Genomic DNA, 24,833 nt, shown 5'->3' on the forward strand with positions numbered 1-24,833 from the left:
TCGCCCCCCTGACTCAAGCCGCCCTTGAGGTCCTGGCGGTGAACAGATAGCCGGCGCCATGCACGGTAATGATCAACTCCGGCGCGGCCGGGCTGTCATGCAGCTTGCGCCGCAGGCGTCCTACCAGGACATCGATGGAGCGGTCGCTGGGCAACCATTCGCGGTTGCGCAACTGCTCCATCAACTGGTCGCGGCTCAAGGTGTGACCGCCGTTGCGGATAAACACGTTGAGCAACTGGAACTCACCGTGGCTGAGCAGGGTTTCACTGCCGTCGCAGGCCTTAAGACGGCGGCGGTCGGTGTCCAGGGTCCAGTCGGCGAAATGCTTGAGGTGCTCACTGGACTGCGCCGGTGCCGGCACGGTCGGTTGCAGATGGCATACCCGACGCGTGAGGTTGCGCGCACGGGAAACCAGCTCACGGGGATTCAGGGGTCTGATCAGGTAGTCGTCGGCACCGCATTCCAGGCCGTCGATCCGCTCGGCCTCGTCGTTGTGCTCGCCGACCAGGATGATGCCGACCTCCGAGCGCTCGCGCCATTGACGGGTCAGGCCAAGGCTGTCCGCCCCCGGTAACTGCCGGTCGAGCAACACCAGCGCCACCGGCAAACGGCTCATGCAGGCCTCGGCCTGCTCGGCGCAGTCGACACAGTGAACTTCATAGCCGTCCCGGGCCAGACACGCCTCCCACTGTTCACGGACCAGCCGATCATCCTCGACGATCAGCACGCGCGGCATCACCTTCATTACCTGGCTCCTGTTCGTGCCGCGAGCGGCCGATTCTTGGAATTATGCGAAGCGGTAGGAATTTCGATGCACTGTAGCGCTTGCTGAACAGTTGATCAACAAGCAGAAATGATCAGCGCAGGAACCGCCGATAGCCGCCCATTTGCAGGCCATCGACCCAGGCCTCGCAGATCTGCACGCCTTCGGCCGGGGTGAAGGTGGTCGGGTTGAGACCGCATTCGAGCCACAAGCCATCGAGCAGTGCACTCAGGCCGATGGCCGCCAGGCCGCTGTCGAAACCGGCCCAGCCCTCCTCCTCCGCCAGCAGGATCAGGGCATTGCCCATGATGGTGCGGTATTCACCATAGGAGTGATCGTGGGCGCGGTTGATCGCGTCGGCGGTTTTCACCGCGCCCCAGAACGCCAGCCAGGCTTCCAGCAACTCGGGGTCGAGCATGCCGGGGGAAAACGACGATTCGAAAAACGCCGACAGGTGCCGGCGGGCACCACTGCCCGCACCGGCCACCGACTCGCGCAGCAGACTCATGACCTGCCCGGTGATATGCAAGTAGGCATCTGCCACCAGTTCATCCTTGCCGGTGTAGTGGTGACTGATCAGCCCCACCGATACCCCGGCCTCGGCGCAGATCTTGCGGATCGAGGTGCCGACAAAGCCGTACTTCTTCAGGCAGCGCAGGGTCGCAGCCACCAGGTTGGCCTTGCGCAATTCAGGGTCCATACGCAGAAAACGCGTTTCCTCGGCCATAGTGCTCCTGTCCTCTTTACGTCAGTGGCTGACGGTCCCGTGTGGCGTCAGCGAATGGGATACAGCGCCTCGTCGAATTGCGCCAGGCGCGGAAAGACCAGGGGACTGTCCTGGTCGAGGTTTTCCAGGCGCTGATGGTAACCGACCAGGAATTGTTCGCGGGCCTCGGCACTGATATAGGGCACGTGCCAGGCCACGTAGGGCGGCAATACGTCGAGCCCGACATAGGCCAGGGTGCCGCGCAGCAGCGGCCGCAGCATGTCTTCCAGCGGCCCGTGGATCGCGTCTTCGCCAAACATGTGCTCGCGTCCGCCGAGGGTCACGGTGACCAGCGCCTTCTTGCCCGCCAAGCCTCCCTGGTCGTAGAAGCGCTTGCCGCCGTAGCAGACACCGGACACCAGTACACGGTCGATCCAGCCCTTGAGGATCGCCGGCACCGAGAACCAGTAGATCGGGAAGTTGAGGATCAGCAGATCGGCCCGCAGCAGTTTGTCCAGTTCCCCCTGGATATCCGCGGCCAGGCTTGCGGACTTGACGCCCAGGCGTTGTTCCAGGGCATAGACCAGATAGTCGGGATTGTCCCGGGCGGAGAAATCCTCGGCGCTGGCGACCGGGTTCCAGTGCATGGCGTAGAGGTCGGACACCTCGACGCTGTGGCCCTGGGCTTGCAGGGTCGTCACCGCCTGGTCACGCAGGGCGGCGGTGAAGGATTGCGGTTCGGGGTGGGCGTGGATGATCAGTACGTTCATGGGTGTTCCTGACGGTCGAAAAAGGGTCACTTATATTGAAAACGCCACAACCTTGTAGGAGCCGGCTTGCCGGCGATAGCGGTCGATCAGGCGCTGCCAGCCCCACGGCCCCCATCGCCGGCAAGCCGGCTCCTACAGGGGTTGTGTTTCAAACGGAGCGGCGATGGAGGCCCTCTGCCGCAGGAGCCGGTCCAGCCAATCCGGATCCATCTCCGGCTCCGAGGAAAACAGCAGGCCGGTGTAGTCACGATGCGGCGGCGTGAAGATCGCGTCCCGGGAACCGGCATCGACCACCTTGCCGCGCTGCATCACCACCACCTCATCGGCGATGGCCCGTACCGTCGCCACGTCGTGGGTGATAAACAGGTAGGACACGCCCAACTGCCGCTGCACCCGGTCGAGCAACTTGAGAATGCCCTCGGCCACCAGTTGATCGAGGGCCGAGGTCACTTCGTCGCAGATGATCAACTGCGGTTCGGCGGCCAGGGCCCGGGCAATGCAGATACGCTGCTTCTGCCCGCCGGACAGCTCCGACGGCAGGCGCTCCATGAACTTGTCCGGGTCCAGTTCGATCATCGCCAGCAACTCGGCTACCCGCTGGCGCAGGGCCTTGCCCTTGAGGCCGAGGTAGAACGCCAGCGGCCGGCCGATGATGTCGACGATACGCTGACGCGGATTGAGTGCCGTATCGGGGATCTGGTAGATCATCTGGATACTGCGCAGTTGCGCCTTGCTCCGGTGCCGGTAGTCCGCCGGCAGTACCTCGCCGTCGAACAGCACCTGTCCCGAGGTCGGTTGCAACAGGCCGGTGATCAACCGCGCGGTAGTGCTCTTGCCGCTGCCGGACTCGCCGATCACTGCCAGGGTCTGGCCCTTGTACAACTGCATCGAGACATCGTGCAGCACCGGTTGGCTGCTGTAGCTGGCGCTGGCATTGCGTACTTCGAGCAAGGGCGCGCCCTGCCCCGGCCGGGCCTTGGCCTCGGTACGGAAACAGCGCACCGCCCACAGCGACTGGGTGTAGGCCTGCTCCGGCGTGCTGAGCATCTGTCGGGTCGGTGCTTCCTCGACGCATTTGCCGTGGCGCAGCACCATGATCCGGTCGGCCATCTGCGACACCACCGCCAGGTCGTGGGTGATATAGATCGCAGCCATGCCCAGGCGCTTGACCGCATCGCGAATCGCCGCCAGTACTTCGATCTGGGTGGTGACATCCAGGGCCGTGGTCGGCTCGTCGAAGATGATCAGGTCCGGCTTGCAGGCCATGGCCATGGCGGTCATCGCCCGCTGCAACTGGCCACCGGAAACCTGGTGCGGGTAGCGTCGGCCAATGGTTTCCGGGTCAGGCAGGCGCAACAGACGATACAACTCGATGGCCTGGGCCTCGGCCTGCGCGCTACTCATGCCGGCATTGATCACCGCCGTTTCCACATGCTGGTCGATCAACCGATGCGCCGGGTTGAACGAGGCCGCCGCGCTCTGCGCCACATAGGCGATACGCTGGCCACGCAGCTTGCGCAGGCTTTCGCTGGAGCAGCGGCGCAGATCCTGCCCGTCGAACTCGATAGTGCCAGTGGTGATCCGGCAGCCGTCGCGGGTATAGCCCATGGCGGCCAGGCCCAGGGTCGACTTGCCCGCGCCGGACTCACCGATCAGGCCCAGCACCTCGCCCCGCGCCAGGCTCAGGTCGATGCCCTGCACCAACGGGTGCCAGGCCTCGTCATAGTGCCCTTCGATCTGCAGGTTGCGGATCTGCAGCAAGGGTCGCTTGGGTTCGCTCATGTTCAGCACTCCTTGAGCCCGCTGGATCGGTAGAGCATCCAGTCGACGACAAAATTGACGCCTACCGTGAGCAGGGCCACGGCCAGCGCAGGCAACAGCGGCGTGAGGTCGCCGAAGGTGATCAGCACGGCGTTGTCACGCACCATGCTGCCCCAGTCGGCGGTCGGCGGCTGGATGCCCAGGCCGAGGAACGACAACGCACTGATAAACAGGAAGACAAAGCAGAAGCGCAGGCCGAACTCGGCGATCAGCGGCGCGGCGGCGTTGGGCAGGATTTCCCGCCGTACCAGCCACCACCACCCTTCGCCCCGCAGTCGCGCGGCCTCGACGAAGTCCTGCACCACCACGTTCATCGCCACGGCCCGCGCCAGGCGAAACACCCGCGTCGAATCGAGCAGGGCGATCACCAGCACCAGCGACGTCGCCGTGGTACCGACCACGCTGAGGATCAGCAGGGCGAAGATCAGTTGTGGAATGGCCATCAGGATGTCCACGCAGCGCGACAGGCCCATGTCGACCCAACCGCCCTTGAGCGCCGCGACCAGACCCGCCAGACCGCCTAGCAGGAACGCCAGCACGGTGGTGACAAAGGCGATACCGACGGTATTGCGCGCGCCGTACAGCAGACGGCTGAGCATGTCGCGCCCGAGGTTGTCGGTTCCCAGCGGGAACTGCGCGCCCCAGGCCGCGAAGCCCTCACCCACCACTTCGGTTTCGCCATGGGGTGCCAGGTGCGGGGCGAACAGCGCCACCAGGACATACAGGACGATCACGCAGAAGCCGAATTTCGCACTCCAGGGCGCACGCATCAGCTCTTTGAACACAGGCTTCATGGACTACCCCTTCGGATGCATCAGGCGTGGGTTGCTGGCGATGGACAGCACGTCGGCCAGGGTATTGAGCACGATGTAGGTCGCGGCGAAGATCAGGCTGCAGGCCTGCACCACCGGAATATCGCGCTTGGCCACCGAGTCCACCAGCAACTGCCCCAGGCCCGGATAGACAAACACCACTTCGACCACCACCACGCCCACCACCAGGTATGCCAGGTTCAGCGCGATGACGTTGACGATCGGCGCCAGGGCGTTGGGCAAGGCATGGCGGAAGATGATCCGGCCCTGGCTGATGCCCTTGAGCCGGGCCATTTCGATATAGGGACTGGCCAGCAGGTTGATCAACGCGGCGCGGGTCATGCGCATCATCTGCGCGACCACCACCAGGCTCAGGGTCACCACCGGCAGCACCGAGCGCTCCAGCAGCAGACCGAAGGAGGCATCCGGCGGCAGGCTCGACAGGCTCGGCAACCAGCCCAGCTTCACCGAGAACAGCAGGATCAGCAGGTAGGCGACAAAGAACTCGGGGAACGACACGGCGCTCAGGGCTACCGTGTTGAGCAGCCGGTCGAACCAGGAGTTGCGATACAGCGCCGCGAGCATCCCCAGCAGCAAGGCCAGGGGCACCGAGAACAGCGCCGCCAGTCCGGCCAGGCAAAGGGTATTGCCCAGGCGTGTACCGACCAGTTCGACAATGGGTCGCTGGTTGGCCAGCGACGCCCCCAGGTCACCCTGGAGGATATGCCCGGCCCAGTGCAGGAACCGCCACAGCGGCGGCTGGTCAAGCCCCAGCTGGGTGCGAAAGGCCGCCAGGGTTTGCGGGGTCGCCGACTGGCCGAGCATGGCCTGGGCGATATCCCCCGGCAACAGGCCCACCGCCAGGAAGATGATCACCGACACCGCGAACAGCGAGAACAGCCCCAGCGCCAAGCGCTGGGACAGCAGCTTGAGAATGCTCTTCATGCCTTGCTCTCCCCACTCAGGCCTGCCACCAGCGCTCGATCAGCCGCAGGCCGTCGAGTTCGCCGTAGGGCGCGGTCAGTTCGCCATGGGCCACGCGGTTGGAGCGTGCGGCCACGGAGCTGGCGAACAGCGGGATGATCGCGCCGCAATCGTCGCGACAGATCGCCTGCATCTCGTTGTACATTTCGCGCCGCAGCGGCTCGTTGAGTTCCCCCCGGGCCTGGTTGAGCAATTCGTTGAAACGTCCGTTGTCCCAGTGCGACTCGTTCCACGCCGCGCCCTTGGCATAACCGATGCTGAACATGCGGTCGGCGGTCAGGCTGCTGTACCAGAACGACGTGGTGAATGGCTGCTTGTTCCAGACGTTGGAAAAGAAGCCATCCGCCGGCTCGCGGACCACATCGATATCGATGCCGGCCACCTTGGCCTGCTCCTTGAACAGCACCGAGGCATCCACCGCGCCGGAATAGGCCGCGTCGCTGGCCTGCAGGCGCACCTTGAGGGAATCCACGCCGGCCTTGCGCAGGTAGAACTTCGCCTGCTCCGGATCGTATTTGCGTTGCGGCAACTGGGTGTTGAGGAAGCGGCTGCCGGGCTGGATCGGATGGTCATTGCCCACCGCGCCGTAACCCTTGAGCACCGAGGCCAGCAGCGCCTCGCGGTCGATGCCGTGCTTCATCGCCATACGGATATCATTGTTCTTGAACGGGTCGCTGTCGCAGAGCATCGGGAAGGTGTATTGCTGGGCGCCCTTGGTTTCCTCGATGACCATGTTCGGATTGCGCTTGAGCAGGCCGACGGTCTTCAGGTCGACCTTGTTGATCACATCGACCTGACCGGTGATCAGCGCGTTGACCCGCGCGGCGCCATCGGAAATGCCGATCAGTTCGGCGCTGTCGAAGTGCGCACGACCGGCCTTCCAGTAGTCGCGGTTGCGCTCCAGGGCCATGCGCACGCCCGGCTCGAAGGATTTGATCCGATAGCCGCTGGTGCCGACTCCGGCCCGCCAGTCGGCCAGGCCATCCTTGGCGGGCATGATCACCAGGTGATAGTCGGCGACCACATAGGGGAAATCGGCGTTGCCCGAACGCAGTTCGAAGGCGACGCTGTCGCTGCCGGCGGCCTTTACCGAGACGACTTCGCCGAGCACGGTCTTGGCCGCCGAGGTGGACTTTTCGCCCAGGTGGTGCTCGATGGAAGCCACCACGTCCTCCACACCCAGTGTCTTGCCGTTGTGGAAGGTCACCCCGGAGCGCAGCTTGAAGGTCCAGATCCGTGCATCCGGCGAGGATTCCCAGCTTTGTGCCAGTTCGGGAATGGCCGAGCCGTCCACGGCGATTTCCACCAAGGTGTTGTAGACCGCGGAGAAGCCGACAAAGGTGAAGGTATCGCTCCACGAGCCCGGGTCATAGGAATCGGAGGTACTGCCACCGGCCAGCCCCAGGCGCAGGATGCCACCCGGCTTGGGCGTGGCTTCGGCGGCCCAGGCATTCATTGGCAAGCCCATCGACGCCGCCGCCCCGGCCAATCCGGCCATGGCGCCGAGCTTGAGGAAGTCGCGGCGTTCCAGTTGGAAGCCTTGGGAGAGTTGATGAATCTTGTTGTTATTATCGCTCATCGAGTTGCCCCTGTTGCGTCTCGGAAAAAGGGTTCGTTTGCTGACTGCGCTGTTGCGATGGATTCCCGCTCCATCGGATGACCACGGTCATTCGGCTGGACACCGTCGTTGTGGGAGCCTGGCTTGCCAGCGATGAGGCCCTTGAGAGCGCCAAAAGCTTCGCTGGCAAGCCAGGCTCCTACAGGAGGCGATGTCGCTCTTCAAATCAGGCGTATCAGGCCAGACGGATCAACGCATCCACCGCCATCGCTTCCTCGGCATTGACCAGCAGCGGATTCACATCCAGCTCCAGCAACTGTTCGGCGTTCTCGCAGGCATAATCCGCCACCGCGCGAATCGCCTTGACCAGCGCCGGCATAGCCACCGCCGGACCACCACGAAAACCGTTGAGCAATGGCGCGCAGCGCAAGCCCAGCAACGCCTCGCGAATCGCCTGGTCGGTAGTCGGCAGCAACAGGCTGCGACTGTCCTTGAGCAACTCCACCAGAATCCCTCCGGCACCGATCACCAGCGCCAGACCGAAACCGCTTTCGCGCTTGATGCCGACGATCAGTTCGGCCAGCGGCGGCGCAGCCATGCGTTCCAACAGCACCTGATCGAAGACCAGCCCCGGCGCATGCCGGGCCAGGTTGCCGCGCAGGGTATCCAGGGCAGCTTGCAACGCGGCCTCGTCCTTCAGGTTGAGAGCGACGCCACCGGCTTCGGTCTTGTGCGGCAAGTCCGCGCTGACCACCTTGAGCACCAGCGGATAACCCAGGCTGCGGGCCTCGACCAGGGCGTTATCGGGACGACACAAGCGACCTTCGGGCAAAGGCAGGCCGAAGGAGCGCAAGGCCTGCTTGGACTGCCACTCATCCAGCAGATGGCCCCCGCCGCTCTGCTCCGCCGGGCAGATCGGTACCAGGGCCGATTCGCCACCGGCCAGCAAGGCATCGCGGCGGGCGCGGTAATGGGCGACGCGGCCCCAGGCAGCCAGGCCGTCCTCGACGCCTTGCAGCGCTGCCACACCGTGGGCGTGCAAACGCTCGCGAGCTGCTGCCGGCAGCAGCTCGGGAAACGCCGAGGCGACGAAGCCGGTCTTGCCGTGGCGCTCCAGCAACTGGCAATACAGCTCCAGCAACAGGTCGCACTCCTTGCGCTCACCGGTGAATTCCGCCGGATAGTCGAGCACCAGCAGCGCCGCATCGGCCGGCGTGCGCAAGACGGTTTCGAGCATCTGTTCGAGGGCTTCGCGATTGCCCCAGATCGCCGTGGTGAAATCCAGCGGATTGACCAGGTTGGCGTAGCTGGGCAGTACCTGCGCCAGTTCGGCGCGCTGACCGTCATCGAGCCTGGGCAGGCTCAGGCCGTTGCGCTCGGCATAGTCGGCGATCAGTCCGGCGTCGCCGCCCGAACAAGCCAGCCCGGTCAGGCTCGGTCCCGCCGGCAGATTGCCGCAGGCCGCCGCCTTCAGGGTCTCCATAAAGCTTACCGGGCCGCTGACACGAATCACCCCGAGGCGTTCGAACAGGCTGTCATACAGCGCATCGGAGCCGGCCAGGGAACTGGTGTGACTCAATGCCAGCTCGGCACCGATCTGCGACACACCGGTTTTCAGGGCGATCACCGGAATGCCTTTCTCCAGGGCCTTGTGGGCGGCGCGGGCAAAACCGGGCACGTTCTTCAGGCCTTCCAGGTGCAGGCCGATGGCGGTGACCCGCGGCTCGTCGAGCAGCACGTCCATCAGTTCCGCGACACCCAGTTGCGCCTGGTTGCCTACCGACGCCATATAGGCCAGCGGCAGCGAACGGTCGCTCATGGACAGGTTGTAGGCGAAGTTGCCGCTCTGGGTCAGCACCGCCACGCCCTTCTCCACCGTCTTGCCGCCATGGGCCACCGGCCACAGGGCGACATTGTGCAGGTAGTCGAGCAGGCCGTAGCAATTGGGGCCGAGCAGCGCCATTTCGCCGGCTACCTGCAACAGCTGCGCCTGCAAGGCCTGGCCCTCGGCGCCGGTTTCGGCGAAACCGGAGGCGTAGCAGATCACCCCGCCCGTGCCCCTGGCCGCCAGCTCGGCGACGCAGGTCAGGGTCAGCTCGCGGTTGGTGGCGATAAATACCGCATCGGGTCCACACGGCAGGTCCGCCACCGAGGCCACGCAGGGAATCCCGTCGAGGCTGGCATGTTGTGGATTGACCAGCCACATCTGGCCCTGGAAACCGCCGTCGGCGCAGCGCTTGAGCGCCCGCGCCATGCTGCGCCCGCCGACAAACGCCAAATGACGCGGCGCCAGCAGGCGTTTGAGGTTGTCTCTGATAGACATGGTCCGCACTCCTGGTCCGATCAGCGCAGCAGTGGCCGCAACAGCTCGCGGGAAATGATATGGCGCTGGATCTCCGAAGTGCCTTCCCAGATCCGCTCGATCCGTGCGTTGCGCCAGATCCGCTCCACCGGCCCTTCATCCATCAGGCCCATGCCGCCGAAAATCTGCACCGCTTCGTCGGCGGCGCGGCCCAGCACTTCACTGGCAAACAGCTTGGCCATGCCGGCTTCGCCGTCGGTCATGGTGCCCTGGTCCATTTTCCAGGCGGTGTGCAGGGTCATCAGTTCGGCGGCGCGGATTTGCGTGGCCATGTCCGCCAGCTTGAAGGCGATCCCCTGGTAGGTGCCGATGGGCTGGCCGAACTGTTTGCGGTCAGCCGCCCATTGCAGCGCCGCGTCCAGCGCCCGCTGGGCCTGGCCGACACAGTTGGCGGCAACCATCACCCGCCCGGCGGTCAGCCAGGCATTGGCGACCTCCCAGCCCTTGCCGATTTCACCAAGGACCTTGGCAGCCGGCACCCGGCAATCGTCGAAGAAGATCTCGCTGGTGTGATAACCGCGGTTGCTCACGCATTTCGGACCACGGCGGATGGTCATGCCGGGGGTGTCGCGATCCACCAGGAACGAGGTCACGGCATTGCGCTTGCGGCCGTTGTGCTCGTAGGTATCGGTCACCGCGAAGACAATGGCGAAATCGGCGTGGCCGGCGTGGCTGATAAAGTGCTTGCTGCCGTTGATCACGAAGTCATCGCCGTCGCGTACCGCGCGGGTCTTGATCGCATTGGCATCGGAGCCGGCGCCGGGTTCGGTGAGGGCGAAACAGTCGACCTTTTCACCACGCACGCACGGCAGCAGGTAGTCCTCGATCTGCGCGCCAGTGCAGGCCATGAGGATCTTCGACGGCCGTGCGACAAACACATGCAGCGCCCAGGACACCTTGGACAACTCACGCTCGATCAAGGCCTGGGACAGGTAGTCCAGGCCACCGCCGCCGACCTCTTCCGGCATGTTGAAGGCATAGAAACCGGCGGCAATGGCCTTGGCGCGAATCTGCGCGGCCAGCTCCGGCGGCACCGAGTCGGCGCGGTCGACGGTTTCTTCGTGGGGCAGCAGCTCCTTTTCGACGAAACTGCGTACCGCGTCCACCAGCATGTCCTGCTCTTGGGTCAGTTGGAAATTCATGGGGTACCTGCTGTTCGGTTACTGGCCGATAAAATGGGCGGTGCGTTTTTCCACGGCGGCTTGCAGCGCTTCGACGCCATCGCGGCTGCGGCCGCAGAGCAGCCCGGCGGCCTGCTCGGCCTGGAGCTGCTCGGCCAGACTGCGCTGGGCACCCTCGCGGATCAGCACCTTGGTCTGGGCAAAGGCGAAGGTCGGGCCCGCCGCCAGCCGGGCGGCCAGTTCCGTGGCGCTGGCAAGCAGTTGCTCGTCGGCGCAGACTTCGCTCACCAGGCCGCTGGCCAGGGCACGGTCGGCGCCCCAGAGTTCATCGAGGAACAACAGGCGCTTGGCCTGCTCGCTACCGATCAGGCGTGGCAGGTGCCAGCTGGCACCGGCATCCGGCGAATAGGCCATGCTGGTGTAGCCGGCCTTGAAACGTGCCGACTGCGCGGCCAGGCGGAAATCGCAGCACAGGGTCAGGTCCATCCCGGCGCCCACCGCCGTACCGTTGATGGCGGCAATGGTCGGCTTGGCGAAACTGTGCAGGCGGTTCATCAGGACATGGGCGGTTTCGGTCCAGCCGTAAGTCTCGAGGATGCCGCGGCGTTCGGCATCGGCCCATTCGGCCAGGTCCGCGCCGGCACAGAAGCTGCGGCCGCTGCCGGTCAATACCAGCACCCGTACCGTCGGGTCGGCTTCGTGGCGATCGAGCAGTTCGATCAACGACTTGAGGGTGGGAATATCCAGTGCATTGCGTTGCTCGGGACGGTTGAGAGTAATCCGGGCAATACCGGCCTCGACCGTGTCGAGCAGTGTCGGATAGGAGGTCATGCAGGGCCCTCGTCTTATTGTTTTTGAGCGTGAGGTGAAGTGCTGGAGTCGATACTAAACAAGTGTTCAGTAACACTGCAAACGCCCGGAAAAGTCCGCAGGGCTGTGGATTTTCAGAGCAAGTCATTGATTGGAAATGGGATTTAAAAAATCGACAGCCATGCTGCAGGGCCAGTTGTTACATCTTCGAACAACTCCCCTGCTGGCGGCAGTGAATGTGACATCGCGATCGCCGGCAAGCCGGCTCCTACACAGGTCCGTGCTGCGCCGCTGGATAGGGTCAAGCCTTGTCCCCCGTGGGAGCCGGCTTGCCGGCGATGGCGACCGGACAATCGGCACAGAGGTAGCGAATAATCAACGTGGCTGATATCAACTATGCCTGTGACAGCCTTACACCGCCGCCGGGCAATCACTAGACTCGCCCACCTCACCTGCTCCAGAGCCTTGCAACCATGCCGACCCACTCCCATGCCGCGCCCGCTATGACCCGTGCCCTGGTGATGCTGTTCGCCTTCTGCTGCGGCGCCATCGTGGCCAATATCTACTACGCCCAGCCGATCATCGAGCTGATCGCCCCGGACCTCGGCATCTCAGCCCACAGCGCCAGCCTGATCGTCTCCCTGACCCAGATCGGCTATGCCCTGGGCCTGTTCTTCCTGGTGCCGCTGGGTGACCTGCTGGAAAACCGCAAATTGATGCTCTGCACTGCCCTGATCTCGGTGATCAGCCTGGTGGCGGCCGGCCTGGCCCAACAGCCAGGCGTATTCCTGGTGGTGTCGCTGCTGATCGGTTTCAGTTCGGTGTCGGTACAGATCCTGATTCCCCTGGCCGCGCACCTGGCTCCCGAGGAATCCCGTGGCCGCGTGGTCGGCGGGATCATGGGCGGCCTGTTGCTGGGCATCCTGTTGGCCCGGCCGCTGTCCAGCGTGATCGCCGATCACTTCGGCTGGCGCACGGTATTTATCGCCGCCGCCGTGCTGATGCTGTTCATCATGCTGGTGATCCTGGTCACCATGCCCAAGCGCCAGCCCAGCCACAGCGCGACCTACGGCCAGTTGCTGGCCTCGCTGGGGCATCTGTTCCGCCGGCAACCGGTGCTGCGCCAGCGGGCGCTGTACCAGGGCCTGATGTTCGCCACCTTCAGTCTGTTCTGGACCGCCGTACCGCTGGAACTGTCGCGGGTTCATGGCCTGTCGCAATCGGAGATCGCGCTGTTTGCCCTGGTCGGCGCAATGGGCGCCATCGCCGCCCCCATCGCCGGTCGCCTGGCGGATGCCGGACACACCCACCGGGCGTCCTGGCTGGCCATGCTGCTGGCGACCCTGAGCTTTGCCCCGGCACTGATCCATCCGGCCTACAGCGTGATCGGCCTGGCGGCAACCGGGGTGCTGCTGGACTTCGCGGTGCAGATGAACATGGTGCTCGGACAGCGCTCCGTCTATGCCCTTGACGCGGCCAGTCGCGGCCGACTCAACGCCTTGTACATGACCAGTATCTTTATCGGCGGCGCCATCGGCTCGGCCCTGGCCAGCACGCTGTATGAACAGGGCGGCTGGCTGGCGATCATGGCGGTGGGTAGTGCCCTGCCGCTGTTGGCGCTGTTGAGTTTCCTGATGGTTGCGAGCCGGAGCAAGCGTCGATTGTCGCTGGCCTAGAGGTGATTGCGGGCGGTAGCCCTTGTATGATCTGCGCTTTGCCCACCACAAGGCGTGGATCATGACCGCAACCAAAGACCGGGTTCGTATCGTCGACAGCACCGTCCTCTCGGACGACTGGTACCTGCTGAAGAAAACCACCTTCGACTTCCTGCGCAGCGACGGCACCTGGCAACGGCAGAGCCGCGAGACCTACGACCGGGGCAATGGCGCGACCATCCTGCTGTTCAACCGGGAAAAACAGACCGTGGTGCTGACCCGGCAGTTCCGTTTCCCGGTATTCGTCAACGGCCACGACGGCATGCTGGTGGAAGCCGCCGCCGGTCTGCTGGAAAACGCCTCGCCCGAGGACCGCATCCGCGCCGAAGCCGAGGAAGAAACCGGCTACCGAGTACAGAACGTACAGAAGATCTTCGAGGCCTTCATGAGCCCCGGCTCAGTGACCGAGAAGCTGCATTTCTTCCTCGGCGAATACGATGGCGCCAGCAAGGTCAGCCACGGTGGCGGCCTGGAGGCCGAAGGCGAGGACCTGGAGGTACTGGAACTGTCCCTGGACGACGCACTGCAAGCCGTGCGCAGGGGCGAGATCGTCGATGCCAAGACCATCATGCTGTTGCAGTACGTGGCCTTGAACAAGACTCTCGAATCGCCACGCTGAAGACCACACGCCTGAAGGACAACCGCCATGAGCAGGACCCGCTATCAATGGCTCGGCATGCTGTGGCTGATCACCGGCCCTGGCATCTCCAGCGTGCGGGCCGAACCACTGCAAGATGCGCACGACCCTGGCGTTTCGAGCTTTTATGAATGGACCGCAAAGGTGCCCGGCAAACCTGGCCAGTTACTGCGCACAGAGCCACTGACGCCACAGCAGAGCCTGGCCGAAGCCGGACGCAATATCCGCCTCTTGTATACCTCGACCGATGGCGTCGGCAACCCGCTGCCGAACGTCGTCTCCGGGGCGCTGTTCATCCCCGGGGGTACGCCGCCCAAGGGTGGCTGGCCGCTGATGGCCTGGGCCCACGGCACCGTCGGTAGCGCCGACGTCTGCGCACCGTCGCTGACCCGACGCAGCGAACGCGACAGCCGATATCTCAATCACTGGCTGGCGCAGGGCTACGCGATCGTCGCCACCGATTACCAGGGCCTCGGAACACCCGGCCCGCATCCCTACGGACTCACCCGCCCGCTGGCCTACAACACCCTCGACAGCATCCGCGCGGTCGTCCACGACAACTTCGCGCTGTCGACCCGGGTCGTCGTATTCGGCCAGTCCCAGGGTGGCCGTGCCGCCTTCGCCACGGCGGTCTATGCGAAAACCTACGCGCCGGAGCTCGACATCGTCGGCGTGGTGGCGACCGGCACACCCTATGCCGCCGTTCACCAGCGCGCCGCCAATCGGGAACGGAGCAATGCCCACGGCTCGGTGGTGCCAACCTTCGCCTACAACCTGCTGCGACTCGACACCGCAAGATTGCTCGATCCTTCGTTTGTGCCGACGGACTACCTGAACGAACAGGCGATCCCGACCTATGAACTGAGCCGACGCGGATGCCTGCACGAGATCGAGCAGCAAGTCGTCGCGAACAAGCTGACCTTCGACAACAGCTTCAAGCGTTCGCCAAAGGCGGCTTTCGCGGCCATTACCCAGGCAGCGGCCTATCCGACGCTGAAGTCGGATATCCCGATCTTCATCGGCACCGGCGGCAAGGACCGCGATGTCTTCGTGCCGGATCAGAAGGCCCTGGTCAGGGACACCTGCAAAGCGGGTAACCGCATCGAATGGCACCTCTATCCGCAACTCGATCATTCGGCAACCGTCAATGGCTCGCTGCCCGATTCGACCCGGTTCGTCGCCAGGGCCTTTGCCGGCGAGTGGATCGCCGGCAATTGCGCGACTAAGGCTCCCCTATCCGACTCAGACAGGTGAATACGGCAAGGCCCGCTTGTGCGCCGTCCGGGCGTAGGCCGTCTCGATGATCGCACGGGCCTGGTCCGACACCGGCTGTCCCAGCAGGTAGGCATCGATTTCGGCATAGGTGCAACCATAGGCGACCTCGTCCGGCTTGCCGGGTACCAGCTCTTCCAGGTCGGCCGTCGGCGCCTTGTACACCAGTTGCTCCGGCGCCCCCAGGGCCGACGCCAACCGCCGCACCTGGCCCTTGGTCAGACCGGACAAAGGTGCCAGGTCGCAGGCACCGTCACCGAACTTGGTGAAGAAGCCCATCAGCGCCTCCGCCGCGTGATCCGTGCCCACCACCAGCCCGTTGACGAAGTTGGCAAGCGCGTACTGGGTCATCATCCGCGCCCGGGCCTTGACGTTGCCCTTGACGAAATCCACCTGCACCGGCGTTACCTGCAGGCCCTCGACGTCAACGCTGTCCATCAAGCCCTCCACACAGGCCGAGATATTCGCGGTGCGGGTCTGGTCGGGCCGGATAAACGCCAGGGAGGCCTGGGCATCGCGCTCATCAGCCTGGCTCCGGTACGGCAGGCGCATGGCGATAAACCGCGCCGTGCCGCCCTCCTCCCGCAACTGCTCGACCGCCAACTGGCACAACCGACCGGCCGTCAACGAGTCGACACCACCACTGATGCCCAGCACCAGCGCCTGGCAACCGGAACGTTTCAGGGTGGCCTTGATAAAGTCGATGCGACGGTTCGTCTCTATCGCCTCATCGCCCTGGGCCAATTGCCGGTTCACTCCCAGCGCCATGGCAATACGATCCTGATTCGTGGTCCCCATCTCACACCTCCAGTCGCCGGTTGATTTCAGTCACGTTGAACACCTGCGCCGCATAGCGCAGGAACGACGGGTCTTCACAGACGTTCTTCACCGGGTCATCGGAAAACTTCACCACCGGCTCGCCGTGAACCCGCACCAGCTTCATCACGATGCTCAACGGTTCGACCCCATCGACATCGCAGGCCAGGCTGGTGCCCATGCCGAAACCGAAGCGCGCCTTGCCGCGGATGTGGCGCAGGATCGGCAGGCATTTCTCGAAATTCAGGCCATCGGAAAACATCAGGTCCTTGGTCATCGGATCGATCCCCAGTTGCGCATAACGCGCCAGCACCTTGTCGGCCCAGACGATCGGATCCCCCGAGTCCTGGCGCAGGCCGTCGTAGAGCTTGGCGAAATACAGGTCGAAATCCTTGAGGAAAAAATCGGTACTGATGCAGTCGGTCAAAGCGATGCCGAGACGCCCGCGGTATTCACGTATCCAGTTCTCCAGGGCGGCGTTCTGGCTTTCCCGCAGCCGCCCGAGTTGCTGGTGCACCATCAACCATTGGTGGGCCATGGTGCCGATCAATGGCAGATCGAACTCATAGGCCAGGTGCGCATTGCTGGTGCCGACGAATACACCGGGGAAGTCGCGCCGCATGATATCCACCACCTCGCGCTGGGCCCGGAAGGACAGGCGGCGACGGGTCGAGAAGTCCGATACCCGCAGGTCGGCCAACTCGTCCCGGCTGAGATATTTCTCCAGCCACTCGAACTTCTGGTAGAGCTTGCGGCTGACGTCTTCCAGCGTCACTTGCGGGTATCTGTCGCGGTTGCGCAATTCGCTGACCAGGGCCAGCACCGGCTGTTCGAACATGATGCAATGCAACATCGGGCCACGGACGCGGATACTCAACTGACCGTCGACCTCGCTGACCTGGATGTAGCGCAGGTTGAAGCGGAACAGGCCGAGGAACTGCTCGAAGTCCGGGGTCAGGTATTCGCGAAAACGCCGGTTGAAGAGGAAACGCAGCTCACCTTCGCGCATCTGCAGGCCGGCGAGTTTTTCCAGCTCGCTGCGCAGCTCGGGAATCAGGTGGCCGAGTTTTTCCCGGGAGCGCACGATGAACTGGTATTCCACCTCGACGTTGGGGTGCTGGTGCAACACTCCCTGCATCATGGTAAAGGTGTAGTAATCGGTGTCCAGCAGCCCCTGGATGATGCCGCCTTCACGATTGAACGCACTTTCCATGACTTACTCCTTGTGGCCGGCCACGCGGGCCAATTGTTCGCGACTGTTGACGACCTCGATACGCGCCTGTTGCAGGTCGTGGACCGCCTGCCGTGCTCCGTCGGCGCTGATGGCACGACAGGCCGGCAGGTAGACGATGACCTTGAACCCTGCTCCCGCCAGTTGCAGTGCGGTGGTCTTGACGCAGAAGTCCAGGGCCAGCCCGCCGACGATCACCTGGCGGACCCGTTGTGCGCCGAGGTACTCGATCACACCCGTGGAAAGCTTGTGCTGCAGGTCATGGAAACACGCGCCGTAGGGGTGCAACGCCGGCTCCACGCCCTTCCAGATGAAGTAGTCGTAGTCCTGGGGTTCGGGCAGTTCATCGAGCAAGGTGAAGCCCGCCGTGCCGGGAACGCAATGACTGACCCAGGTCAGGTCGGCGTGCTCCAGGCCGGTGGGCTTGAGCATCTGTGCGTGGGACTCGACCACCCAGGGCGCCTGGGGACTGTGGGCGTCCTTGCTGCCGACGCGGATCGCAGCCAGCGAAGCCATGAAGTTCAGCTCGGCACCGATCAGGTGACCGCCCACCACCGGCAGCTCATCCGGACAGAGCGGCGTGAAACCTTTCTGGGCATCGACATCAAAGGCGGCGGTCTTCATCACTTGAGCATTCATGGCAGTTCTCCCTTTGCGATGAAACAAAGGTACATGTCATGTACTTTCAAATCAAGCATGACAACAAAATTTGTTTCCAATCCTTATCGTAATTATTCATGCTGAAAACACACCACTTGCAACATAGGTACACGACAAGTACCTTAAGGCCAAAGGAGACTATCATGTACGAACTCGCGGTCTACGGCGGCGCCTTCAATCCTCCCCACGCCGGTCACGCCCAGGTGATGATCGAAGCGTCCCGCCATGCCCGTTCGGTATGGGTGGTGCCTTCCTTCAGGCATCCCCACGGCAAGCGCATGGCCGATTACGAGCGGCGCCTGGGCTGGCTGCAAGGAATCGTCGAGCAGGTCCGCCCGGACTGCTCGTCGGCGATTTCGGTATGCCGGATCGAGCAGCGACTGGCCCAGGGCGAAACGGTGCCCACCCAGTGGATGGCACCGGGGATGGATCCGGTAGACTATGGCCTCTATGCCGCACACAGGACTTGATATGCCGGACCGTACACCCAGCGCGCCGAAGAAAAGCGACTACCTGCACACCGTCGACCTGTGCGTGCTCTTCTACTGCCGTGACTCCCGGAGCCTGCAGATCCTCCTGCATAAACGCGAGGCCGAACCCTTCCAGGGCCACTGGGCGCTCCCTGGCCTGGTGGTCAACGGTGCGGTGCCCGACCGGACCCTGGACGACGCGGTGGAGCGCCTGCGCGCCAGCGACAAGGTCAACCTGCCGCTGGCCTGGATCGAACAGGTCGGTACCGTCGGCGATGCCTTTCGCGACCCGCGCTGCTGGTCATCCTCGACCTTCTACCTGGCCATCGTCGCCCAACCCCCGAGCCTCAACGAGCAACAGGCCTGGTTCGCCCTCGACAGCGTCGCCAACGGTTCGGTGCGCCTGCCCTTCGACCACAATGCCCTGGTGGCGGCGACCCAGGAACGGTTACTGTCCAAGTCGCTGTACAGCAGCCTGCCACTGATGTTTCTCGGCCCCGAGTTCAGTGCTCCAGAGGCCACCGCGATCTTTTCCCGGGTGCTGGCGCGACCGGTGCTCAAGACCAGTACCCGGCAACGCTTGCTGAAGATGAGCGAAGCGGGCCACCTGCGTGAGACCGGACGCAAGAAACAGGGAGACGGCGGCCGCCCGCAAGCCACCCTGGAGAATCTGCAACCCGACGCGATCTATCTGTTCGACCGCTGTTTTCTGGAGTAATGCCCCGCATGACGCCCGATACCGAATCCGAATGCCTGCTGCACACCCCCTATTTCGACGTGGTCAAGCAACGCGGTTATTTCATTGTCAAGGAGCCCCAGGCAGTCAATGGCGTAGTCGCGGCGCCTGTCCTGCCGGACGGACGCCTGATGCTCGCGGTCCTGCAACGCCGGGCCATCGGCGCGCAATCCATCGAGTTCCCCCGGGGTGCCATCGACCACGGCGAAACCGCCAGCGATGCCGCCGCCCGCGAACTGCTGGAAGAGACTGGCTGGCCGGCACTGAAGGTCACCGAACTGGGCCTGCTGCACAGCAACACCTCGCTGATTGCCAGCGCGGTTGCCGTGTGCCGTGTGGACATTGACGGCGCAGCCGTGGAAGGTACAGATGGCGAGGTCGACAAGGTGCTGTTCGTCACCCTGGCGGAGCTCAAGACGATGATTGCCGCCGGCCAGATCACCGACGGTCACACCTTGTCGGCGACCATGATGCTGATCGCCCATGCGGAGAACGAACCGCTGTAGGCCGTCACCCTTCCAGCCTCCTGTCACTCAAGCCCTCCCCCGATCCGCCCGGCATGCTCCTCATGCCGGCGCGTCCATCATTGCCGTCGATGGTCACCATCGACCCAATGAAGTTCTCTTAAAAATCCAGCGGCGTAACCTCTGCTCCATACCCAACGCATAACACCCGGAGCACACCACCATGAAACGCCAACTCTTTCTCGGTCTCGCCTTCTCGGTACTGGCAGTCAACGCTTTCGCCGCAACCTCGGCTCAACCCGTGGCCGCCCACACTCAACAAGCCGTCGCTGAAGGCGGCTCTGATCGCCTGCTCGAACGCCGTGTTGCCGAAGGTGGTTCCGATCGTCTGCTCGAACGCCGCGTTGCCGAAGGTGGTTCCGATCGCCTGATCCAGAATCGTGCATGAGTCGCCGTACCGCGGTATCCAGCCAAAAGCCCGGCCTTGTCAGCCGGGCTTTTTCTTTGTGCAGAACATCGGCTTTTCAACCCCCCGCCGCCCGGGCCATGCAGCGCTGGCGGCGTTCGTCGACGCGCTTGGCGAACCAGGCCGTGGTCAGGGTGCGGGTGATTTTCGGGCTTTCCAGGGTGATTCCAGGCAGGATCGCCCGCGGCAGTGGCTTACCGGTGCTCTTCTGCGCCAGGGCGAAGACCTTCGCGTAGACCTCGGTGCCTTCGAATGCCAGGCTGTCGCCCTGCTCCAGTTGGCTGCGAATGCTCGGGTTGCGCAGCCCCAATTGCTTGCCCAGCGAGCGTACCGCAAGCTCCGTGGCGCCGGGCAGCAATGCGCCGTAATTGATCAAGTCGCCATCGAGCGCCAGCTTCACCCCCGCGGCACGGCTGAGCGCACTCTGGAACGCGGCATTGCGACTGGCGTAGCGGCCGGCATTGAAATCGGCGAACCGGTAGATCGACCCGGGGTAGCTGACCGGGTAATCGAGCAGATGCACAATGCCGAAGTACAGGCCGCCACGTCGGCTGAACACCTCATGACGGATCGAATCCTCCACCGGATAGGGATAATCCCGCGCCTGCTTTTCGGCAAAGGCAATGCTGACCTGCATGGGGCCGGCGGTATGCACCGGGTTGAAACCGCCGAACAAGGTCCGTCCCAACGGGACCCGGCCGATAAAGTCATCGAAGATCAGGCTGAGGTCTTTTTCCGTGCGGGCACTGTTCAACCGCTCGCTGTAGCTCTTGCCCGTGGCAGAGCTCAACTGCAAGGCGGCGCTCACCAGCACGCCGGGCACATGGACCTTGGCCGCGCGGCGATCGATCTCCTGCCGGGCGATCCTGCCCATGCCCGGTACCGGCGGGTCGACCTGGAAGTTGGACTCCTGCTCGGTCACGGCCAGTACCGAACAGATGTTCTCGATGGTTGGCGCCAGGCCCCGGCGGGTAAAGGCCACCTGGATATCGCCGGCCCAACCGGCACGGTCCGTGACCTTGGCCGGCAACAGCCGAAGGATATCCGCGCGCACTTGCGCCGGGCTGCCGGACACGGGCTCCTGCGAAGACCGGGAACCACAACCGGCGAGCGACAGCAGGACGGCGAACAGGGAGAGTCGTATGATTGGCATGGTTTCCCGGGAGCTGGATGACGGACGACATGCTTGTGCGAATAGCTGTCCAGTATCGACCCGCGAAGTGGCCGGCTGTTCCACCGCCGCCCGAACACCTTGCCCCGACTACCCGCCTGGATGCAACGCTTGCCATCCCATTGACTACAGGCTGACCGAATGGACCGTTTTCATGCCATGCGCACCTTTGTGCGAGTGGTCGATAGCCAGGGCTTTTCCCGCGCGGCGCAGGCCTTGTCGCTGCCGCGCTCCTCGGTGACCAGCCTGGTCAAGCAACTTGAAGCGCACCTGGGTTTTGCCCTGCTGCAACGCACGACACGCAGCCTGAGCCTGACCGACCGGGGCGAACAGTACTATCGGCACTGCGTGCAGTGGCTCGCCGGGCTGGAGGCATTCGAGGAGCAGTTGCGCGACACCAGCATCGCGCCCCGCGGACGTGTGCGCGTCGATATGACCGGCGCCCTGGCCAAGGCCCTGGTATGGCCACGGCTCAAGGATTTCCAGCAACGCTTTCCGGATATCGAGCTGATCCTGAGCTTGAGCGACAAGCCCATCGACATGGTCGGTGAGGGTGTCGACTGCGTGATCCGCAGCGGACAACTGCCCGACTCGGGCCTGATCGCCAGGCCCCTCGGCGCCCTGCAATGGATTACCTGCGCCGCCGCCACCTACCTCAACCAGCATGGCACGCCACTGGTACCCGAAGACCTGTCGCAGCACCAGATCATCAACTACCAGGCGGCACTGACGGGACGACCGAGAGCCTGGCAGTTTCAACAGGAGCAACAGACCCGCTCGGTGGAGTTCGCCGGGCGGCTCTGCGTGAACGACACCGAAGCCTACCTGCATTGCGCACTGGAAGGCCTCGGCCTGGTGCAACTGAGCGAATTCCTGGTGCGCCCCTATCTGCAAAGCGGACGCTTACGCGAGGTGCTTGCTGCGTTCAGAACGCTACCGGTGCCGGTCTCCGTGCTCTTTGCCCAGGGCCGCAACCTGCCCCAGGCAACGCGAGTGTTTATCGACTGGCTGGAGGAACTGGTCGAGCGCAATCCCCTGTTCCTACAAACCTGAGGCCTTCAAACCTGAAGAGCGGCCAAACGTGGCAGCAACGACTGGCGGACAAAATCCTCATAACGCACCGTACCCGTGGTTCTGCCGCTACGCGGCTGTCGTGTGCGAATCAGCCCGCCATTGATGGCCTCGACCACTTCGCACATCAAGCCGATAACACTGTCCGAGGCCCCGGCGGCCGACAGCCCGTCGACGAATGCCTGCTCGCTGATCTGGCGAAACTCCAGGTCGGGACGCCCTATCAGTTGACCGATCCGCCGGGTGGCTTCGCCCAGGCCGAGATCCTCATGGCCTTGCAGTTCCAGGGCCTGCTGCCCGCTGAAGTCCAGGCGCAGCAGATGCTCAACGGCCGCTTCGACGATATCGTCAATGGCGATCAGCGGCATCCGCACCTCGGGATCGAACGGGCTGAGCACCGCCTGTTCGGCCAGGATCGAGTCGGCGAAGGACAGGGTGTTCTCCATGAAGTAACCCGCACGCAGGTTCAACACATTCAGGCTTGAATGGGCCGCCAGGCGCCGCTCCAGCGCGTGCAGCCCGGCAACCGGGCCATTACCCGCGGGCAGGTCGGCGCCCCAGCTGCTCAAGGCCACCGCATGGGTCACCGAGGATTGCAGCAGCGCTGCCGAGAGTGCGCCGGTGACGCTATCCTGGAAAGCCCGGAAGTCCGGACTGTCGATCACATAGTTCGGCTGCAGCATGATCCAGGCCGCCTTGGCGTCCCGGAAGGCCCGGGTCAGCGCCACGGCATCCGTGGGCTCGGCCACGACGGCTTCGGCGCCGAGCTCGACAAACACTTGCAGGCGTTCGGCGCTACGACCGATCACCCGCACCGGCTGGCCCGCTGCCAGGAGACGGCGGGCGATCTGATGACCTGTACGACTGGTTGCACCGGTGATGACATACATGGTTTGACCCTCTGAGTAATGAGGGCCGCAGCCTAACCCCGCCGGGCCTGTCGATTGTTCGCCTGCCGTGAACACACAAACCGGGCAACGGCGCTGCAACTTCGACGCGATTCAGATTCCGTCGCGGGCGATGTCCATGGCGAAGTAACTGAGGATGATGTCCGCGCCGGCACGCTTGATCGCCCCGAGGCTTTCGCGAACCACGCGATGTTCGTCGATGGCCCCGGCCTGGGCGCCGAACTTGATCATCGCGTATTCGCCGCTGACCTGGTACGCCGCCAGCGGCAGGCGCGAGGCTTCGCGGATATCGCGGATGATGTCGAGGTAGGCACCGGCCGGCTTGACCATCAGCGCATCGGCACCTTCCTGCTCGTCCAGCAGCGACTCGCGTACCGCTTCGCGGCGGTTCATCGGGTTCATCTGGTAGGCCTTGCGATCGCCCTTGAGGGCCGTGCCACCGGCTTCGCGGAACGGTCCGTAAAGCGCCGAGGCGAACTTGGTCGAGTACGCCATGATCGAGGTGTCGAGAAAGCCGGCGGCATCCAGGGCGCTACGAATCGCCCGGACCTGGCCGTCCATGGCCGCGGACGGCGAAATGAAGTCCGCCCCCGCCCGCGCCGCCACCACCGCCTGGCGCCCGAGGTTTTCCAGGGTCGCATCGTTGTCGACCGCGTCGCCGTGCAGCACGCCGCAATGACCGTGGGAGGTGTACTCGCAGAAGCAGGTGTCGGACATCACCACCATTTCCGGTGCCGCGTCCTTGCAGATCCGCACCATGCGCGCCACCAGGCCCTGCTCGTTCCAGGTATCGCTGCCGGTCGCGTCCAGGTGATGGGACACGCCAAACGTCATCACCGACTTGATCCCGGCACGGGCATAACGCTCGATCTCACTCGCCAGTTTCTTTTCCGGGATACGCATCACCCCGGGCATGCTGGTGATGGGCACGAAATCGTCGATGCCCTCCTCGACGAAGATCGGCAGCACCAGGTCGTTGAGGCTGAACTCGGTTTCCTGGAACAGCCCGCGCAGGCTTTCGTTTCGGCGCAGGCGGCGCAGACGCGTGGTCGGAAATAGCTGGGACATCGTGTTTCCTGAGGCAGACGGTTGCAGAAGCTGCCGAGCTTAGGACAGTACCCCGCCATTTTACATGGGCAGATCGAAAAAGCTCTGTTACGCCGGCTGTAACAGTGTGTCGACCCTGCAAACACAGAGCTATCCGCCCAAGCCCCGTAAAACTGAGACCAGCCGGTCATATTTCGTCCATTTGGCCCTTTTCCAATGTTGTCGGAAATTGCCGATTTGCAATATGTAGTGCTTTAAAATATTCACTACAAAATGATTGACGACAGCTTTGCGCACTTGCATGATGGACCCGTCTCCCCGATCGGGAGCGCTGCAAAAGCTGTTGTTACAACAGGCTCGACAAGCCGTCGAGCTGTTCCGGATCTGTACTGCCCACAAGGCAGATTGATGAAGCTGACCTGTCGTGATCGTCCCAACGGGCGAGAAGCACTGGCCTAACGT

The 24,833-nt window shown here is 63.8% G+C and carries 23 protein-coding genes and 1 pseudogene; 8 read left to right on the top strand and 16 right to left on the bottom strand.

What is annotated here, in order from left to right; genetic code table 11:
• Positions 1-13 precede the first annotated feature (13 nt).
• From HX851_RS28650 to HX851_RS28695, 10 genes are all read right to left on the bottom strand, one after another.
• Entirely contained in the window at positions 14-739 is a 726-nt protein-coding gene (locus HX851_RS28650; RefSeq protein ID WP_177064178.1) for a winged helix-turn-helix domain-containing protein, read from the bottom strand.
• 118 nt (positions 740-857) lie between these two features.
• The gene (locus HX851_RS28655; RefSeq protein WP_177055442.1) at positions 858-1,490 is read right to left on the bottom strand and encodes a TetR family transcriptional regulator C-terminal domain-containing protein; all 633 of its coding nucleotides are present in this window, start codon (positions 1,488-1,490) and stop codon (positions 858-860) included.
• A 47-nt stretch (positions 1,491-1,537) separates the two neighbouring features.
• The gene (locus tag HX851_RS28660) at positions 1,538-2,239 is read right to left on the bottom strand and encodes an NAD(P)H-dependent oxidoreductase (RefSeq protein ID WP_177055450.1); all 702 of its coding nucleotides are present in this window, start codon (positions 2,237-2,239) and stop codon (positions 1,538-1,540) included.
• 132 nt (positions 2,240-2,371) lie between these two features.
• Positions 2,372-4,021, bottom strand: a complete 1,650-nt coding sequence (locus tag HX851_RS28665) for an ABC transporter ATP-binding protein (RefSeq protein WP_177064127.1) — start codon at positions 4,019-4,021, stop codon at positions 2,372-2,374.
• Positions 4,022-4,023: 2 nt separating this feature from the next.
• A complete protein-coding gene (locus HX851_RS28670; RefSeq protein ID WP_177055455.1) occupies positions 4,024-4,854 on the bottom strand; it encodes an ABC transporter permease in 831 nt (276 codons plus the stop codon).
• 3 nt (positions 4,855-4,857) lie between these two features.
• On the bottom strand, positions 4,858-5,817 hold the full coding sequence (locus HX851_RS28675; protein WP_177064128.1) for an ABC transporter permease: 960 nt from the start codon (positions 5,815-5,817) through the stop codon (positions 4,858-4,860).
• Between the two features lie 16 nt (positions 5,818-5,833).
• Complete coding sequence (locus tag HX851_RS28680) at positions 5,834-7,435, bottom strand: ABC transporter substrate-binding protein (protein ID WP_177064129.1); 1,602 nt, start codon at positions 7,433-7,435, stop codon at positions 5,834-5,836.
• A gap of 214 nt (positions 7,436-7,649) precedes the next feature.
• Positions 7,650-9,737 carry an acetate--CoA ligase family protein gene (locus HX851_RS28685; protein WP_177055462.1) on the bottom strand — a complete coding sequence of 696 codons (2,088 nt, stop codon included), beginning with the start codon at positions 9,735-9,737 and terminating at the stop codon, positions 7,650-7,652.
• A gap of 20 nt (positions 9,738-9,757) precedes the next feature.
• Positions 9,758-10,918, bottom strand: a complete 1,161-nt coding sequence (locus HX851_RS28690) for an acyl-CoA dehydrogenase family protein (protein ID WP_177064130.1) — start codon at positions 10,916-10,918, stop codon at positions 9,758-9,760.
• An 18-nt stretch (positions 10,919-10,936) separates the two neighbouring features.
• Positions 10,937-11,728, bottom strand: coding sequence for an enoyl-CoA hydratase/isomerase family protein (locus HX851_RS28695; RefSeq protein ID WP_177055473.1), 792 nt, complete (start codon positions 11,726-11,728; stop codon positions 10,937-10,939).
• A 452-nt stretch (positions 11,729-12,180) separates the two neighbouring features.
• Between HX851_RS28695 and HX851_RS28700 the strand changes: the two genes are divergently transcribed.
• From HX851_RS28700 to HX851_RS28710, 3 genes are all read left to right on the top strand, one after another.
• Complete coding sequence (locus tag HX851_RS28700; protein ID WP_177064131.1) at positions 12,181-13,383, top strand: MFS transporter; 1,203 nt, start codon at positions 12,181-12,183, stop codon at positions 13,381-13,383.
• A gap of 61 nt (positions 13,384-13,444) precedes the next feature.
• A complete protein-coding gene (locus HX851_RS28705; protein WP_177055477.1) occupies positions 13,445-14,041 on the top strand; it encodes an NUDIX domain-containing protein in 597 nt (198 codons plus the stop codon).
• 27 nt (positions 14,042-14,068) lie between these two features.
• Positions 14,069-15,313 (top strand): alpha/beta fold hydrolase, encoded by a 1,245-nt coding sequence (locus HX851_RS28710; protein ID WP_177055479.1) that lies wholly within the window; start codon positions 14,069-14,071, stop codon positions 15,311-15,313.
• Here HX851_RS28710 and nadE read toward each other — a convergent pair.
• The 3 genes from nadE to HX851_RS28725 are packed head-to-tail and all read right to left on the bottom strand — an operon-like array spanning position 15,302 to position 18,017.
• Entirely contained in the window at positions 15,302-16,129 is an 828-nt protein-coding gene (nadE, locus tag HX851_RS28715; protein WP_177064132.1) for an NAD(+) synthase, read from the bottom strand. The two genes, HX851_RS28710 and nadE, sit on opposite strands and share 12 nt — an antisense overlap.
• Before the next feature lies 1 nt (position 16,130).
• Positions 16,131-17,360, bottom strand: coding sequence for a nicotinate phosphoribosyltransferase (gene pncB / locus HX851_RS28720; RefSeq protein WP_177064133.1), 1,230 nt, complete (start codon positions 17,358-17,360; stop codon positions 16,131-16,133).
• Between the two features lie 3 nt (positions 17,361-17,363).
• The gene (locus HX851_RS28725) at positions 17,364-18,017 is read right to left on the bottom strand and encodes an isochorismatase family protein (protein ID WP_177064134.1); all 654 of its coding nucleotides are present in this window, start codon (positions 18,015-18,017) and stop codon (positions 17,364-17,366) included.
• Positions 18,018-18,181: 164 nt separating this feature from the next.
• Between HX851_RS28725 and HX851_RS28730 the strand changes: the two genes are divergently transcribed.
• The 4 genes and pseudogenes from HX851_RS28730 to HX851_RS28745 all read left to right on the top strand — a co-directional run.
• Positions 18,182-18,508 (top strand): adenylyltransferase/cytidyltransferase family protein, encoded by a 327-nt coding sequence (locus HX851_RS28730; protein ID WP_177055493.1) that lies wholly within the window; start codon positions 18,182-18,184, stop codon positions 18,506-18,508.
• A gap of 1 nt (position 18,509) precedes the next feature.
• Positions 18,510-19,226 (top strand): NUDIX hydrolase, encoded by a 717-nt coding sequence (locus tag HX851_RS28735; protein ID WP_177064135.1) that lies wholly within the window; start codon positions 18,510-18,512, stop codon positions 19,224-19,226.
• Between the two features lie 8 nt (positions 19,227-19,234).
• On the top strand, positions 19,235-19,750 hold the full coding sequence (locus HX851_RS28740) for an NUDIX hydrolase (protein WP_177055497.1): 516 nt from the start codon (positions 19,235-19,237) through the stop codon (positions 19,748-19,750).
• Between the two features lie 181 nt (positions 19,751-19,931).
• Positions 19,932-20,150, top strand: a pseudogene (locus HX851_RS28745) (hypothetical protein); the annotation flags it as partial.
• Positions 20,151-20,232: 82 nt separating this feature from the next.
• Here the strand turns inward: HX851_RS28745 and HX851_RS28750 are convergent.
• The gene (locus tag HX851_RS28750; RefSeq protein WP_177064136.1) at positions 20,233-21,327 is read right to left on the bottom strand and encodes a DUF1615 domain-containing protein; all 1,095 of its coding nucleotides are present in this window, start codon (positions 21,325-21,327) and stop codon (positions 20,233-20,235) included.
• A 159-nt stretch (positions 21,328-21,486) separates the two neighbouring features.
• On the opposite strand from HX851_RS28750, the gene HX851_RS28755 reads away from it, so the two are divergent.
• The gene (locus tag HX851_RS28755; protein WP_177055501.1) at positions 21,487-22,398 is read left to right on the top strand and encodes a LysR family transcriptional regulator; all 912 of its coding nucleotides are present in this window, start codon (positions 21,487-21,489) and stop codon (positions 22,396-22,398) included.
• A gap of 5 nt (positions 22,399-22,403) precedes the next feature.
• Here the strand turns inward: HX851_RS28755 and HX851_RS28760 are convergent, their stop codons facing one another.
• A complete protein-coding gene (locus HX851_RS28760; RefSeq protein ID WP_177055503.1) occupies positions 22,404-23,306 on the bottom strand; it encodes an NAD(P)H-binding protein in 903 nt (300 codons plus the stop codon).
• Positions 23,307-23,417: 111 nt separating this feature from the next.
• Positions 23,418-24,392, bottom strand: coding sequence for a porphobilinogen synthase (gene hemB, locus HX851_RS28765; RefSeq protein ID WP_177055505.1), 975 nt, complete (start codon positions 24,390-24,392; stop codon positions 23,418-23,420).
• Positions 24,393-24,833: the final 441 nt, after the last annotated feature.

The organism is Pseudomonas gingeri (genome assembly GCF_013385635.1).
GTDB classification, from domain to species: domain Bacteria; phylum Pseudomonadota; class Gammaproteobacteria; order Pseudomonadales; family Pseudomonadaceae; genus Aquipseudomonas; species Aquipseudomonas gingeri_A.